Source organism: uncultured Tateyamaria sp. (genome assembly GCF_947503385.1).
Taxonomy (GTDB): domain Bacteria; phylum Pseudomonadota; class Alphaproteobacteria; order Rhodobacterales; family Rhodobacteraceae; genus Tateyamaria.
Window position 1 is genome coordinate 195,244 of record NZ_CANNDO010000001.1, and the last position, 15,872, is coordinate 211,115.

9 protein-coding genes and 1 pseudogene are annotated in these 15,872 nt (G+C 60.5%); 1 reads left to right on the forward strand and 9 read right to left on the reverse strand.

From position 1 onward, the window contains the following. Window positions 1-2: 2 nt before the first annotated feature. Window positions 3-1,337, reverse strand: a complete 1,335-nt coding sequence (gene tssK, locus Q1A85_RS00975) for a type VI secretion system baseplate subunit TssK (RefSeq protein ID WP_299684121.1) — start codon at window positions 1,335-1,337, stop codon at window positions 3-5. Between the two features lie 403 nt (window positions 1,338-1,740). Here tssK and Q1A85_RS00980 point away from each other — a divergent pair, with 403 nt between their 5' ends. Next, entirely contained in the window at window positions 1,741-5,616 is a 3,876-nt protein-coding gene (locus tag Q1A85_RS00980) for a hypothetical protein (protein WP_299684123.1), read from the forward strand. A 74-nt stretch (window positions 5,617-5,690) separates the two neighbouring features. Here Q1A85_RS00980 and Q1A85_RS00985 read toward each other — a convergent pair. The 8 genes and pseudogenes from Q1A85_RS00985 to Q1A85_RS01020 form a co-directional block, all read right to left on the reverse strand. After that, window positions 5,691-5,954, reverse strand: a pseudogene (locus Q1A85_RS00985) (PAAR domain-containing protein); the annotation flags it as partial. A 16-nt stretch (window positions 5,955-5,970) separates the two neighbouring features. Next, a complete protein-coding gene (locus Q1A85_RS00990) occupies window positions 5,971-6,993 on the reverse strand; it encodes a hypothetical protein (protein ID WP_299684127.1) in 1,023 nt (340 codons plus the stop codon). Continuing rightward, window positions 6,899-8,590, reverse strand: a complete 1,692-nt coding sequence (locus tag Q1A85_RS00995) for a hypothetical protein (RefSeq protein WP_299684129.1) — start codon at window positions 8,588-8,590, stop codon at window positions 6,899-6,901. The genes Q1A85_RS00990 and Q1A85_RS00995 overlap by 95 nt, the downstream gene beginning before the upstream one ends. After that, window positions 8,587-9,537: a DUF4123 domain-containing protein gene (locus Q1A85_RS01000; protein ID WP_299684131.1), complete on the reverse strand. Its 951-nt coding sequence runs from the start codon at window positions 9,535-9,537 to the stop codon at window positions 8,587-8,589. Before Q1A85_RS01000 ends, Q1A85_RS00995 begins: the two co-directional genes overlap by 4 nt. Then, on the reverse strand, window positions 9,537-11,492 hold the full coding sequence (gene tssI / locus Q1A85_RS01005) for a type VI secretion system tip protein TssI/VgrG (RefSeq protein WP_299684133.1): 1,956 nt from the start codon (window positions 11,490-11,492) through the stop codon (window positions 9,537-9,539). Before tssI ends, Q1A85_RS01000 begins: the two co-directional genes overlap by 1 nt. A gap of 260 nt (window positions 11,493-11,752) precedes the next feature. Next, window positions 11,753-12,763 carry a hypothetical protein gene (locus Q1A85_RS01010; protein ID WP_299684135.1) on the reverse strand — a complete coding sequence of 337 codons (1,011 nt, stop codon included), beginning with the start codon at window positions 12,761-12,763 and terminating at the stop codon, window positions 11,753-11,755. Continuing rightward, on the reverse strand, window positions 12,744-14,519 hold the full coding sequence (locus tag Q1A85_RS01015; RefSeq protein WP_299684137.1) for a hypothetical protein: 1,776 nt from the start codon (window positions 14,517-14,519) through the stop codon (window positions 12,744-12,746). The genes Q1A85_RS01010 and Q1A85_RS01015 overlap by 20 nt, the downstream gene beginning before the upstream one ends. Next, on the reverse strand, window positions 14,516-15,742 hold the full coding sequence (locus tag Q1A85_RS01020; RefSeq protein ID WP_299684138.1) for a DUF4123 domain-containing protein: 1,227 nt from the start codon (window positions 15,740-15,742) through the stop codon (window positions 14,516-14,518). Before Q1A85_RS01020 ends, Q1A85_RS01015 begins: the two co-directional genes overlap by 4 nt. Between the last annotated feature and the right edge of the window lie 130 nt (window positions 15,743-15,872).

Genomic DNA, 15,872 nt, shown 5'->3' on the forward strand with positions numbered 1-15,872 from the left:
GCTTACCGCTCCTCCGGTATCGCCCAGAGCTCAAGTTCCAGCCCCGGCCACGCCCCGGCAAAGTGCATCCCCATCGCAGGCGCGTTGGAAAAATCGCGCCACAGCGGGCTTTGCTTGTCCACGATGAAATAGACGTGGTTGGCCACGACGCGGATTTGCGGTGGCGGGTTCGGGACATGGACCAGCTGGATGCCGGGCATATTGTTGACGATGATTTCCTTCATCCGGGTGGATGGTGCCACTTTGCACAGCTGCGGGAACTGCTGTTGTATCTGCGTCAGCGGCAGCGCTGCGGCGACCTCGATGATAAAGGTTGCGTTGGCAAAAAGGTTGGGGTCCTCGACCATCGCAAGGAAGCTGTTTTCGCGCCGCTGTTCCAACGTCAGACGCAGGGCACGGCCCACATCACGGCTTAGTAGGCGACGGATGTCGTCCACCAGCGGCTTGAACGTCTCTTTCGGCTGGTCATGCCGGTAGCGGCCATAATCGCGCACGCGACGGTCGCGCTCTTCGAACGTGGTCAACTCGCCCGCGAGCGAAATCAGCACTTCGTAAAGGCGCTCGGGATGCACCGATGGCAGGCGGCGCAGATGGCGCAGCACGGGCAGGACCCGGTTCAGCACCATTAACATCAGGTAATCCTTGTCCTGCATCCCACCGCCCGACGTGGGATCCGCGGCATAGCGTTCCAGCACCTCAAGCCGTGCCTCAACTGATCCGGTGACCGCCTTCAGGTAGCCTTCGTAGGCACGGTGGACGCTGAGGACGAGACCCGTGGGCGGTGCCGCCTGATCCAGCGTCACAACCGTGCCATCGCTCACATCAGCCACACGGCCCAGACAAATGCACTGGTATCCTTCGCGCGGACGGTCGCGCAGCGTCAGTTCCAGCCGGGGCACCGCAATCTCGACGGACTCTTCGATCCGGGAGGCGGCTGTGGTATCCGCCACGCCACGCTCTTCGGACAGGACAAAGCGCAAACTGGCGTCGTCACCCACGCCGACATCGCGGTCATTCTGCGCCTGATTTGGCAGGGTCAGCCAGATCATTTTGCCCACGGCATCCTCAGGCACGTCGATCTCGCGCGGAAGCGGGCTGGTGTGCGGCGCATCAAAGGGCGTGCCATCGGGCATGATGCCCGACACCTGCTCAAGCTCCAGACGACCCTGCCGCAACTGCCCCTGATCAAAGGACAATTCGGCGATACCCCATGGAAACGGCGTCATATGCGCAGTGCGCGCAATCACCGTGCGCTCCATATACCGGTCTGCCTGCTGCAGATGCTGGGGCTTGATGAACAGCCCTTCTTTCCAGGCAACCTTGCTGAAACGCGACATGTCTTAAATGGCTCCAATATTCCGTGTCGCAGACCCGCCCGGCTGCGACGCCATGACTTTGCGATTATGTGACAGAAGGGTCAAGCGATACGCGCCTTTCCAAGGGTTTATCCCGCATTACACAGAACAAACACCCGAGCAGGCGATTGCATTCGCACGATCACTGCGGGGCAGGTCCGCAGCAGACACCAAATTGGGCCATGTGTTTCTGCCACAGTTCTTAAACTATTGTGCATCCACACTTCACGCGCATTTGAACAGGCGGCGAAAAAATGCTCATGTCTCGGTAACGGGATTCTAACTTTTGGGTATTGTCATGGCAGTTCAATCTTCTGCAGTCCGGGGACGCCGCGCAACGGGGTATCGCGCGGTCGCTCTGAGCACCACTATTTTGATTACGATGATGGCCGTTCCAGGCGCCGCGCAAGACACGCTTGTCTGGGATCCGGGCAATGGTGGCAATGCGACCGGCACAGCAGACAATGGCATCTGGGATCAGGATCCCGGCGGCACAGCGAACTGGTTCAACGACAGCTTCGGCACACCGGATGATGTGTTTGAGGCAGGCGACAATGCGGAATTCAACGCAACCGTCGGCGTGGGTGAGGGCAATGTGAACGTGTCCGAAAACATCACCACGGGCACAATCACATTCAACGAGGACGGCTACAACGTCATCGGTTCGGGCGATATCAACGCCACCGGCGACATCAACGTCACCAATGATGGCGACACAGCGACCATTTCGAACGAGTTCAGTGCGGCAGGCGTGACCGCGAACGGCGCAGGCGATCTGAACCTGACCGGGGCCAACGCAGGCGGCCTGACCGTCAACGGCGTGGCGACAACCACCGTCACCGTGAGCAACACGGTTGCAAACGATCTCGACAGCAACAACGGAACCACCATTGTCACCGGTGGCGGCAACATTCAGGGCACAACCTCGATCACCAACAGCACGGTTAACGTGATCAACACTGGTATCCTGACTGGTGCCACGACAGTTGGCAGCGGCGGTACGCTGGATGTTGACAACGGCATGGTCGGCGCGGTGGAGAATACAGGCGGCGGCACCGTGGATATTTCCGGCGGTACGGTCGCCACCCTCGACAACACGGCTGGCAACACCACGATGACCAACGGGGCCATCAGTGGCCTGACAAATGTGGATTCCGGGCTCGTCACTGTGCAGGGCGGCAACCTGAACGGCAACGTGACCGTCCAAGGCGGAGAGTTGAATACGACCGGCGCATCGACAGTTATTGCTGGCAGCACAACGGTCAGCGCAGGCGGTACACTTGACGTCGACAATGGCGACATTGCCGCAGTCGAGAACACCGGCGGCATCGTCGAGATGTCCAACGGCAGCATTGACAGCCTCGACAACACGGCCGGGACAACGACCATCACAAACGGCACGGTCGAGACGACGACGAATATCGACGCCGGAACCATCAACCAATCGGGTGGCACCCTGACCGGCGCTGTAACGATCAACGGCGGCGAGATCAATACATCGGGTGCCGCGATCATCACCGGGCCCACAACAGTGTCCGCGGGCGGTACGCTTGACGTGGACAATGGCGACATCGGCGACGTCGAAAACACCGGAGGTATCGTCGAAATCGGCGGCGGCAACGTAAACAGCCTCGACAACACCACCGGCAATACAACCATGACCGGCGGCACCATCGACACCACCACGAATATCGACGCGGGCCTGATCACTCAGTCTGGCGGCACCATGACCGGCGCTGTGACAATCAATGGCGGCGAGATCAACGTGACCGGCGCTACGGCGGTCATCACCGGCGCCACGACAGTGTCCGCAGGCGGTACCCTTGATGTGGACAATGGCGACATTGGCGACGTCGAAAACACCGGCGGTATCGTCGAGATTGCCAATGGCAACGTCAACAGCCTCGACAACACGTCGGGCACTACGACCATCGCAAGCGGCACCATCGACACCACGACCAATGTGGACGGAGGCAGCGTCACCCAATCCGGCGGGACACTCACCGGCAATGTGACCATCACCGGCGGGACATTGAATACGACAACCGGTGCTGCAATCATTGCAGGGTCCACAACCGTGACCGGCGGGACCTTCGACGTGGATGCGGGCGACATCGCCGATGTGGAAAACAACGGTGGAACGGTCGACATCGCGGGCGGGAACGTCAACAGCATCGACAATACATCGGGCAACACGTTCATCTCGGGCGGCTTTGTCGACACGACAACCAATCTGGATGCCGGTTCGATCACCCAATCCGGGGGCACGCTGACTGGCGACGTCACCGTGGGTGGCGGCACGCTGACCACGACGGCTGGCACGATCCAAGGGTCGCTGACCTCCAGCGGGGGCATCACGAACCTCGGCAACACCGTGCTGGGCGATGCGACCAACAATGGCGGCACGTTCAACTTGGGCGGCACAGGTTCGGTCTTGGGCACGTTCAACAACAACAACGCATTCACCTTTGCAGGCGGCAGCCTGAACGACGTGACCAACACATCGACCTTTGATGTGACGGGCGCGCAGACAATGACGGGTGATTTCACCAACTCGGGCGGGACACTCATCATTGATCCTGCCGATCAACTGACTGCCACGTCTTTTGCCAACACCGGCGCGGGCAGCACCATCAACCTTGGCGGGACGCTGGTGGGATCGGTGACCAACGGCACCGGCGGCACGCTCAACGCCCTTGGGACAACGGGCGCCATCACTGGTGACCTGAACGTGGGCACCGGCGGCACCGTTTCGCTGCAAGACACGCCCAACGTCTACACTCCGTCCACATTGACAGTGAGCGGCGGCGGTGACCTGAATGGCGGGACACTGGCCTTTGACGTCGGCACCAACGGCGGCGGTGGCGTTGACAGCGACACGATCAGCTATGGCGGTGCCATTACCGGTCAGGTCAACTTCGATTTCAACATCGACAGCGGCCTCGACACCGAAACCGGGACAACCACCCTGATCACGGCAGGCAGTTCTGCCCTGACATTCGGAACAATCACGGCAAACCAAGACGCAAGCAGCGTGTCTGTCTCCGGCACGAGCACATTTACGTTGGGCGCGTTGCAATACAACCTGACAGACACCGGCACTGGTGTGGATATGACTGTCGGGCTTGACGGTGGCATCGGTAACCTTGCTGCGGGTATCGGCCTGACCCAATCGGTCGTCGGCTCGATTGTGAACCGCCCAACCAGCCCCTACGTGACCGACTACGTCGGCTATACCGGCGACAGCCGCAAACGTCTCAAGCGTCAGGCGGCGTCTGACGATCCTTGTGGCATTGGCGGCTGGGCGCGTGTCAGCGGCGGTGACGCGGATGTGGACGGCTCGTTCTCGTTCAACGGCGGCGAGGCCACAGCCTCTACGCAGAGCCTGAACTACTACAGCATCCAGACCGGTGGCGACATCGCCTGTTTCGACGATCGCTTCAACGGGTTCGACATGGCGTTTGGTGTGATTGCGGGTTACAGCACCGGCGACACCAACAGCACGGCGTTCCTGCTGGGCAGCACAACGGCGGATACGGTCCTCGACACCGATTTCTCGCAGACCTATGCGGGTGTCTATGCCACCGCATCGCGGGGATCGTTCTTTGCCGACCTGCAACTGCGCTTCGAAAATCTGGATTACGAGGTCGGCATCACCAACGTGACGCTTGAGAACGGGACACTGGAAAACGTGACCGACTTCTCCAGCTCGACGACGACCTTGTCCGGGGCGGTTGGCTACTCGTGGCAAATTCCATCGGTTGACGGGCTGAACTTTGTCGGGACGGCGGGCTTCTCTTATACCGAGTTCGACACAGACAGCGTGACCATCACATCCGACTCGACCTCACGCGATTCCACCACTGGAGCGGTTCTGACACCCGGCACCGTGACAGATAGCGTCCTTCAACTGGACGACTCGAGCATCGAGCTTGGCTTTGTGTCGGGGACATTGTCCCGGTCGCGTGTCCTGCCGGACGAGATCAGCGCGATCAACTATTTCGGGACGGTCACCTACTACAACGACTTTGCAGACGCACCGACGGCGACGCTGTCGGACGGCGGAAGTGTCGGTAACCTCGCGCTGTCCAACCTTGGCTCTTACGGCGAGGTCAGCCTTGGCGTGAACTATATCCGCCTGCTGAACACCGGCAGTGACGGCAAGGCGCGCCAGCTTTCGGCAGCCGCCCGTGTCGACTACCGGTCGGGCAGCAATGTGGACAGCTACGGCATCACCGGACAGCTGCGCATTCAGTTCTGATCCGAGACCACCTCACGCAAAGGAAAAGGGGCCCCGGAACGGGGCCCCTTTTTCGTTCCCGTCTTGAGGTGGAGTCAGACCAGCATCTTGGGCGATCCGGTGACGATGGTGCCGCCATGACTGGTGGGCGAGCCAATATGCGCAACGGGTTTGTTGTCCACGATACACACGGGGCTGCCCACAAGGATCGTCGCGCCGCAGGCGGTCATGTCACCAACCCGCGCAATGGGCAGACCCTCGCAGGTGGACGCGGTGGAGACGCCCACAATGGCGTTTGGTCCGTGTATGGGACATGCGTGTTTGTCAGTCAGACGTGCTGCGGGTTTCATGTCAATCTCCTTGCGTTGGCTGCGGTCAGTGGATCACGCGCCACTGCCCGTTTCCGTCTTTCCAGTAGTAAAGGTACATGGTCGTGAGCCATCCTTCGTTCTCCTGATCGGCAAAACGGTGTGGCAATGGGACGAACGTGGCCAGACGGCCATTTCCGAACAAGCGCAGTTCGGCGTCCGTCACATCAAACGGGAGGATTTTGCTGTCCGGGTCGTCAATAATGGTGGCCACGGAATGCTCATAATACACATCCGCAGGTGCGCCCAATGCCGTTGCGTTGCGCGACGTGAACCCCTCCAGATACGGCCTTGCAGCCCCGGCTCCTACCGCCATTGCAGAGTGGACTTCGCGCATTGCCTGCACAAGTGACCGGCGCATTTCTGGGGTGTCCTGAAGGATCTCGCCGTTCATCCACGCCATCTCTGGTAGATCAACCTCTACGTTGACATCAAATCGATACAGCACCCAACCATCTGCATCCTCGCTCACTCGGGCCGGTTCGTTCGCGCCCATAAGCGGCTGGGTTTCGACATTCGAGGACATGACCTGCACGGCCGTACCACCGGCTTCCGGTGTCACAAGTTTGACCTGCATACGCACGGACATCGGGCGGCCATCAAAGCTTGATGGAAAGGACAGGAACTCCCAATAGCCCAGATCAATCCTGAAAAACGGCTCCATGCCATATTCGCCATCAGGCAACATGCGCACCATTACGGACAAGGTGTTGCGGCCCTTGCGGAACGCACCATTCAACCGGATCCCGGTATCGATTTCGGCACTGCCCCCGAATGGCTCTGACGGGTCAAAGACAGGCACATCGTTCACCAAAAGATGCATCTCTGCCGCCCGAATATTTATATCAATCCCGACTGCTGAAAACTCGGGATTTTTCAGATCCGCCACTGCAATTCCTCCGGCAAATACCAAAATCAGCGAATAAACAAGGACACTACATCGTGCCCTTATAAAGCTCGACAGCCTCGAAAATCGGGATTTTCTGGGATGCGGACGATCCAACCTTGTGATTGCTCGTCCCCATTTCATATGCCGCCTTGACTTCAATCGCCACACCCGACCAATCGACAAGTACATTCAGCTTTGCCTCCGGATTTGCTTGTTTTTCCTCGCGCGACAGACCGCTCAGAGTGCCCTTGACGGATGACGACGCCTCACCGCTGGCCGAGAATGTGGCTTCGACGATCCAGGCTTTGCCCTTGACGTTCAAGTTCAAAGTGAGCTTGACGCCAATCTCGGTGGAGGCCGATCCGGTCACATCCCAAGTATCGCTGCTGATCGCGCGTTTCAGCGTCACGTCTTCTGTCTTGGCCCACGTGTCGGCATCTGAACTGATATCCCGACCAACGGATGTTTTGGCAAAGAACTCCAGATCACACACCGCACTTGCCATCAGGTAGACTGCGGCGGATTCATCCGGCTTGCGTGCCATCCAGTCCCGCGCGTCTTTGACGGCCTCGACAAATTTCCGGGGCACGCTCGGGTGCGCCTGAGCTGCCGTGAGCAACATGTCGATAACTTCGAACTTGGCCGTGATGCCGATCAGGGGCTGAAAACCCATGGTGATGTCTGCCGCAACACCAACCTTGGAATGATCATCGCCCCGCTCCGCCAATTTCAGGGTCGCTTTGGACATGATCATCTTGTGTTCGGTTTTGATCTCTGACCGGATCGAGCGATCCGGTGTGGCACCGCTGTTGCCTGCGCGCGATTTCAGGCGCTGCATGGCGGCATCGAGAAACGGCACCGCCGATTTGGACTGCTGTGTGGGGTCCGTTTCCGAACCTGCGGAAATTTCAAACTCTGAAGCGCCGTAGGTGCCCTTCAGCGATCCCGCAAAGGTAAACTTGGATTCAAAGTTGAAACTGCTGTCATAGGTGCCTTCGAGACCAAACTCGAATGCCGACGCTTCCCACTCAAGTTTCGGAAAGGTGCGCACGATTGCGCCCCATTGCGCGCCACCGCCACAGGCGCAGACCTCGAAACTGTTGTCGCGCCCCAGACTGTTGACCCCTGACCAGATCGACTTGCCCGTGCATTTCATGAACAGCTCGAGATCGGTGCCAGACATGCTTTCACCGGCAAAGTCATATTGCAATTTGGTTTCGAGTTTTATGCCGTTTTCCGCCACCGGCGGTGTGCTGTTCAGCTTCAGGGTCGGCACTTGACCTGTCATGCAGCAATTGGCGTTGGGCTCGTGGGTGACTTCGATTGTCACTGTGTCGACGGTCGGGTTCGTTTCTTTGTCGCATACGACGGCAAGAACACGGTCCTTAGAGTCATCCTTTAATGGAAGCGTCATGCGGTTTTGCGCATGTGCACAATGGAATGTGATGCCCTTGATGCAGCACCCGCCAGCAGCGGCACAAACCGCACACGCCCCGCCAAATTCCTGATCGCTGGCCGCAGGCGCAGTGGACGGCATCTCACCATTGGGACCAATGGGCGTGCCGCCTTTGCTGATGTAGTCGCCATATTGCGCCTGCGCCGTGATGTCTTCGACCACAGGCCCCTGCCGCCGCGCATTTGCAATCGACCGGCGGGTTTGCAACGCGCTCGAGAACTTGTCGGGCTGGTTCGTGACCAACGTCTCGATATCGTCCAGCGTGGGGCGATAGTCGTTCATGCCAATGCTCCCGGAGCTACTGTTTTGCCACGCGCACGCTTGGCCGCGCGCGCCTGTTCGAACCAATCGCGCAGCGCCGTCGCCTTGGTCAGGCTGACCGGTTCAGCGCGGTTCAGGATCGCGGCGGCTTCGGCCTCGCGCGTGTCGAATTCCGGCCCGAACACCATCATCGCATCCGCGAAATAGCCGATATGCTTGAGCGATTGAAGACCGTAAGCAGGCGCTTTCTCGGGTGCAAGCTGCGCGCAGGTCATCACCACCTGTTCCGGCGCGTTGGGAAACCGCGTGTGCAAATCGCGCGCAAGCTTGCGGCGGCTGCGCACGCCATGCAGGCGTGTCATCTCGGCATAGGCCGCCTCCAGAACGCTGAAGGCCTTGGGATGCGCGGGCGCAGGCCCCTCGGGCATCGCCAGTTCAAGAAAATGGCCACGGAATACGTCCGGGGCCGCCAGCGGTGTCAGGCCGGTCCATCCCCCCAGCAACGGCGACACAGGCACCCACAACCGCAGCACCGGCGCCAGCAGATGCGCAAGGTGATCGGCGTCCAACGCCTGCATTGCGTCGCCCAGAACGCGGGGATCATAAAACCGGAAATAGACCGGCGCATGTTCGTCCGCTGGCGTCCACAGCATCGTGAATTTGCGAAAATGATTGCGCAATTCCCGTTCGCTCGCGTCAGAGGCAAAGACGATACCCCAATGTTCGATATTGCCCAGCACGTCCAAATCGTCCGCGATCGGCGTGTCCGGCAACACCGGGATCAGCCAAGGCGCGTGGGGCGCGTCTTCCGGCGTGTCAGCGCGGTAAAGGCACACGCCGCCATTGTCGTGAACCAGTTGCGGCATTTCCGGACAGGACGCACCGTCAATGATCGTCCATAGCGGCGCTCCGGCATCCTTGAGGATGTCTGCGCTGGATACAGGACCTGCCCCGGCGGCAAGAACCATCAGCCGTCATCCTGCATCGGGCAGTGCGAGACAAAGGGCGCGCCCTCACCCGCTGCCGCTTGCAACACGGCGGGCACCGCAGGGATCGCCGACGCACCGGGGGACGCGCTGCCAACGCGCAGCATCGGTGCGATGTCGACCTTGCCGCCCTGCACCACGACCGCTGCGGCACCGGACACCAGCGTCACCTTATTGGCGTCCAACACGATGTTGCTGGCCTTGATGGTCAGATCGCCGCCCGCCTTGATCTTGTAGTCTCCCGAAACGTCCGTGTTCCAGTCCGCATCGGTCTTTTCCTTGACCTCACCGGTCACGGTCAGGTCGCGCTTGCCCTCAATGCTTTCCGTCCGGTTGGCCGCCACGTCGAGGTTGGAGTCATTGCCCACGGACACGTTGTCATCAAATTCCACCCGCCGCTTGGCCGAGTTCTTGACATGCATGTCGAGGTTCTTCTGGGCGTGCATGTAGATGAATTCTTCGCCCGCCTGATCCTCAAAGGTCAGCTCATTGAACCCTTCGCCCTCGTGGCTTTTGGTTTTGAACACCGACCGGCTCTTGTTGTCGGGCAGTTCATGCGGCGGCATGTTCACCGCGTTGTATACACAGCCGGTGACGATGGGCTTGTCCGGGTCGCCTTCGAGATGTTCGACGATCACCTCCATCCCGATGCGCGGCACAACCATGCCGCCCCACCCACGCGCGGCCCAGTTCTGGCTCACTCGGCACCGCATGGAAAACGCGTTCTCAAGATCCCAGTGGTAGCAGACGAGGATGCGGCCAAATTCGTCGCAGTCAATCTCGCCATCACCCACAACAAAGGCTGTTTGCGGCCCCTGAATGCGGGGGATGCGCGTGCGCTGTTCCGGGCGCAGAGGCGTGTCGTCCGGCATCAGCACATAGTCCGCCGAAAACGGCATCTCGTCGCCGCCCGTGTCGCCAGAGCGGTAGGCCTGCGCGCGGAACCGATGCCGCGTCTCGATGCAGATATAGCGTTTGCCGGTCGCACCTGCGACCTCGTCCCCTTTGAGCGTCACGCACCAGCCAGCCCCCAGAACGGGGATGTCGCCAGTTGCCTTGTGGCGCGGCCCCTGCCCCGCCTCCAGCTCTTGGCGGCGCTTGACCATCAGGTCGCCCTCACCGCTTTCGAGATAGTCGCCGGGATAGTCATAGCTTTCGATGTCACCTTGGGCGTAGGCAGCATCGCCCGCCTGATCCACCTCTTGGGTGGCGTTGGGCATCTTGAAGTTAAACTCGTTGAGGCGCACCGACCCGGTGGTGACACGGGCACCGCCTTCCCAGTGCCAGAAATGCTCCTCGTCGTGCATGTTGTGGCCCTGCACACCCCAGAACGACCGCGATCCGCCCGGCACCTCGGGCAGCGAGGCGGGGTAATCGACCAGCACCAGCGTGTGGTTGCCATTGGTATGCTCATAGCACCACGTGATCCCAAACCGTTCCATCAGGCGGGCAACGAAATCCGCATCGCTTTCGCCATATTGGACGGTGTATTCCAGCTCTGGGTAGCTGTCGGACAGGTTGATCTTGTAATGCGGGCTGCCAAGATCGGCATAGGCACCCAGCACCTCTTCGATGATATCGACGACCGTCATCTCGTGGAAAATCTTGTGGTTTCGGCGCAGACCGGCCACGTGCATCCACGGACGCAGCACCAGATGATAATGCGCACCCCCATCGGCGATGCCGCCATTGGTCGCCTCGCACACGATCCCGTCATAGTACCGCTTGCCCTCGGACATCTCGATCTCGACCGTGGCGTGGGTGCCCAGCAGTTGGTTGAGGTCAATCGCAGCATCATCCGCCAACGCCTCGACCCGCCATTCAAACGGACGTGACAGGGTTTCGACACCGTCCATGCGCAACATGACCAGCGCGTTGCCACCCAAGGCGGTTGTCAGGCTCGCCCGGCGTTCACTCTGACTGAAGGACGCGTTCATTCAAAAAGCTCCGCAAATAGATGTCGCATCCCATGTACGCCAGCCTGAAAGCGGACATGGAATGTATTGGCATTTGCAGCAGCCTGCCACGTCGCCGCGGAACAGGAAAGGCAGGAATTCCATACGTTTAAACTCTGGCCCACACCGGGAGACGGGACGGGGGACAAACCCGACGCGATGGGCAGCGCTACTGATATACGCATGGCATTTCGGTCCGATGCGGCACCGCGACATTGTCGGCAATCATCCGCCACAGGGGGTCAGAACGTCAGTTGCTGCGTGTGGCACACGAAAACGCCGGCTGGCAGAGCGCAAAAATAGACGCGGACCGTGCGGGGGCGTTGTGCGTCTGGCACCATGAACCGGATCGGTGCTTGCCGAAATGTGACCAGCCGGTCGTCCGGTCCGCTGCGCAAGGGTACGCTGGCCGCCTCTTGCGGGGACAGAAGCGGCATCAGTTGCGCCCCGTCAGGCCCCGACAGCGGACTGCGGTCAAGAACGGCGCTGACCAGTTCGGGTATTGTATCGTACCCACGGGCACGGCGCAGTCGCTCAAGATGCGGGCCGAGGATCGTGCTCCACGCCTCAACATCGCCCTCCGCATAGGCGCTGTGCAGTGCCGCGCTCGCCTCGTAAAGAACCGTGCGGTTCTCCGGCGTGTCGGCGAGCGGTATGGCATCTGCCCACGGCACTTGCGTGAGGGCCGGATCGTTCAGGTCAAACGAAACCGTGATCCGCCGTGCCGCCGCGTCCGACACCCGGTTGCCGTAAACGATCTGCGTTTCCTCGATACGAATGGCAGAGGTGGGTGCAAAACTTTGGGCGTTGGCACCGTCATCCACCTGAACAAAGCGGCCTTCTCCCACGTCATAACGCAAGGTCAGCAAGACCGACTGGCCCACGGGCGCTCCGCGCAGCTGTGTCAGGCCGATCTGGATGTAGACGCCCGCATGTGGCGTGAATGCCTGCGCATCAAGATCGAAAGGTTCAACATCAAGGACAAGACTGTTTGGCCCGTGCTGCAATGCCATCTCGACGGGCACCGTCAGCACCTGGTTTTCCAGCCGCAAGTGCTGTGCCATGGGCGCACCGTTCACCGACAACTGAAAGAAGGCGTTATCGGTGATGACGTTTGCACTATAGGTGTGCTGAAAATGGGACGTGGTCACGGCGGTCTCCTCAGACGATGCGGTCACTGGCAGGGCCAAAAGCGCGACACAGGCGAACAGTGCGCGGAGCAGTGCAAGCGGTTCAAATCTCGATCCATTCATCTTCGCTTCCTTCCGGGACCATCAATACACGTCGCCATCGACCCTCGCCCATATTTGACTGGGCCGATGCCCCGCTTGTTGTTTCGCTTGTACCAAACGTTTCGGCGTTGCCCGTGTCAAAGGTCTGTGTGTCGTCATCCTCGACAGATGCGCCCATTTCGGCTGTGGCGTAAGCCTCCAGTTCGATGCCTTGGAAAATTCGCTGCTTTTCGAATTTGACGGTGCCGTCGGACATGTCCGTCGCCCGCCCCCGGAACCGCCAGCCGGTGCTGACCGAACCACCCACAGCGGCTGAGGCCGAGATGAACCACGTTTCAAGGTCGATCCGCGCGGACGCGACGAGCGATCCGGTGAATTCCACGCCAGCCTCAAATTGCTGTTGCAGGTTGCTGAACGCCTGTTCCCAACCGGGCGTGTTCGAAATCGTCACCTGAACCGCTTGCTGAATCCGGTAGGCGACATCGCCTGATCCGCGCAAGGTCAGCGTACATTGCGCACTGGCCCGCAGCACATTGCCCGGCTGCGCAATGTAGGCGGCTATTTCCCGCCCGCGCGGAATGCGCGACAGCATCAACTGAAGTAGGTCGACCGACCCCGTCACCGACGGGTTCATCGACAGCGAAAACGGATCGACATTCACCTCCAGATCAGGGCTGCCCGATTTGCCCTTCACCTCGATGGACGGAATGCTGACCGTGACGGCAAAGGCCAGCGTCAGCGACACAGGCTGCGGCAGGGTGGGCAGGGTGTAGTCAAATGACGGCGGCGTGGATTCGTTCGACAAACCGCTCATCGCAGACTGAACAGCGTCCACGACCGCGAACAGCGGGTGGCGCTGAATAGGGCCTTGCGGCTGGTCGACGCGCGGCGCTGTTGTGACTGTCTGTCCGGCGGTCAACTGAAGGGTCTGGTTGCCCACCTCGCCCGTGACCTCGCCCGACAGGCCCGCGCTGAGCGTGGGCAGCCGCGTGATGGTAAAGGTCGCGGACACCTGACCGGTCAGCGATGCGCTGGCCTTGATGTGCGGGATCGCGAATATTTCGAGGCCCTGCGCCCGTGGCACCATGCACTGATACGGGTTGACCGTCGCCGGTTGCGCGTTTCGGTACGACGATGCGCTGACCACCACACCGGACAGATACATCACCGCCAAAGCCTCGGGCGGCAGAATGTTCGATGAAAAGGCGGGCATCTGGAACGGCGAGGTTACTGTCACCTCTCCTGAATCCATAATTGCCTCGGGACCGGCGGCATGGCGCCGCGGATTGACCGACGGGCGGGCGAAATTCATTTTGCACGCCTCCTTGTCAGTCAATGTCACCTTGGCCTTGGCCGACGGTTGACCGCCCACCGGGTCTTTGGCGATCACATACAGACGGTTTGGCCCATCCTGCGGGACCGGCCACGCAACCTTGCGCGATCCATCCGACGAATCCTCGACCTCGAACGCCCGCAGACAACACGGCTCGCCTGCCACGCAATCACAGGCCGCAGCGGCAAATTCCGGGTCATTCATGGCCCGGGACGTGGTGGCATCCGCAATTTCCGCATCCGCCTGTTGCATATAGCTCTGCGCCGCCGCTTCCGAACTGGCATAGCTGGGCATTCCGGGCAGGTTTGACGCCACACCACTGCGCGTCTGCTGGAGCGAGGTAAAGACATCGCCACCTTGCAAGCCGTTCTCGATCATCCGCCCAAGCGTGCCGTCAATTTCGCTCAGAAGGTCCGCTTGTTGCGTGTAGGGGTCGGTGCTCATGTTGCAGGCTCCTGCGTGCGTGCGCTGGCGACAAGCCAGTCAACGAGGGCGTTCTTCTTTTGCCACGGTTCGACGCGGGACTGGTTCAGGATTGCCCCCGCTTCGGGGTAGGTGTCCCAGAAATCCTGCCCGCGCATCATGATGGCGCGCGCCATAATCGACACCTGCTTGACCGATTTCAGGTGAAAACGGTGGGCGGCGACCGGTGCGGCCTGTGCCGCCTTGCGATACTCGGACCAGTCGCGATTGGGAAACTCATCACTCAGTTTACGGGCGAGGCTGCGCTCTGCCTTTTTGCGTTGCAGGCGCTGGAACCGGTCGTATTCCACAGTATCAATCCGAAACGCGCCACGGGTCTGCGCACCTTCATCAGACAACAGCCGGACCCGCGCCAGACGTCCCACGCAACTTGCCGCGGAATCAAAGGGCGTAATGGGCAGCGCCATATAGGCGTGATCCGGCAAAACCGTGCGCGGGCTGAGCGGGGCATAGACTTCGTCCATCGGTTCCATGAACCGTCCCAGCGTGGCGGGCGATAGCGCGCTGGCCATATCGAGCATCACCCGCGGATCATAAAAGCGGAAATAGACCGGCGCCTGCGCCTCGCCCGGAATGTAGGCCATGGTAAAGCGCCGCAGATGCCGCTTGAGGACATCCATAGTGGCCGCGCTGCGCAGGAAAATCCCCACATGCGCTTCCGGGCTCTGGTCGAGAATGGCGTCCAGCATTGTGCTGCCCGGACGCAGGTGTACCAACCACGGGCCAGTGGCCAGCGTCCCTGCATCGGTGGAGGCATAAAGACATGCGTGCGCATCGCCCGACGTGGCGAGCGTTTGCGGCAATCCCGGCCACGCAACCCCGTCCAAAAGCGCCCAGAGGGACCTGTGCGGCTGCAAGGTATATGCTCCCACCTCGTCCACCTCGGACGGATAGGTCGTGTCGGCATCGCAAAGCCGCCCGAACAACAGCGGTGTTTCGCCGTCGGCATCCTTGGAAATGCTGACCAGTTCGGGGCTGCACGTGTCGGTGATGGGTGCCAGCGCTTCGACCGCCTCCAGCGCAATCCCACGCGGATCCAGTGCGGCCTTCAGCGCCGCGCGGTACCCATCCGCGGTGTCAGCGCACAGAACCAACCGGCCCATGACCTTGTCGGTCTTTGCTCCCCAGAACCGCGCCGCAGGCGTTAACGCGTGCAACCGGACATATCCGATCCACGGGGTCACGGACGTGCCAAACCCGTTTGGTCAAAGGCAATCACGGTCACTGGAGCCACAAAGGTAAGTCCATCAAATTGCGGTATCTTCGTCGCAACCTAGACACGCCACCAGCGAACGCAATGGGGGAGAACCTGAC

What these genes read in the sequence shown, in the direction of transcription:
- tssI (WP_299684133.1), bottom strand. Translation starts at nt 11,492, where the DNA reads ATGAACGCGTCCTTCAGTCAGAGTGAACGCCGGGCGAGCCTGACAACC.
- Q1A85_RS00980 (WP_299684123.1), top strand. Translation starts at nt 1,741, where the DNA reads ATGGCCGTTCCAGGCGCCGCGCAAGACACGCTTGTCTGGGATCCGGGC.
- Q1A85_RS01010 (WP_299684135.1), bottom strand. Translation starts at nt 12,763, where the DNA reads ATGAATGGATCGAGATTTGAACCGCTTGCACTGCTCCGCGCACTGTTC.
- Q1A85_RS00995 (WP_299684129.1), bottom strand. Translation starts at nt 8,590, where the DNA reads ATGAACGACTATCGCCCCACGCTGGACGATATCGAGACGTTGGTCACG.
- tssK (WP_299684121.1), bottom strand. Translation starts at nt 1,337, where the DNA reads ATGTCGCGTTTCAGCAAGGTTGCCTGGAAAGAAGGGCTGTTCATCAAG.
- Q1A85_RS01015 (WP_299684137.1), bottom strand. Translation starts at nt 14,519, where the DNA reads ATGAGCACCGACCCCTACACGCAACAAGCGGACCTTCTGAGCGAAATT.
- Q1A85_RS00990 (WP_299684127.1), bottom strand. Translation starts at nt 6,993, where the DNA reads ATGAAATGGGGACGAGCAATCACAAGGTTGGATCGTCCGCATCCCAGA.
- Q1A85_RS01000 (WP_299684131.1), bottom strand. Translation starts at nt 9,537, where the DNA reads ATGGTTCTTGCCGCCGGGGCAGGTCCTGTATCCAGCGCAGACATCCTC.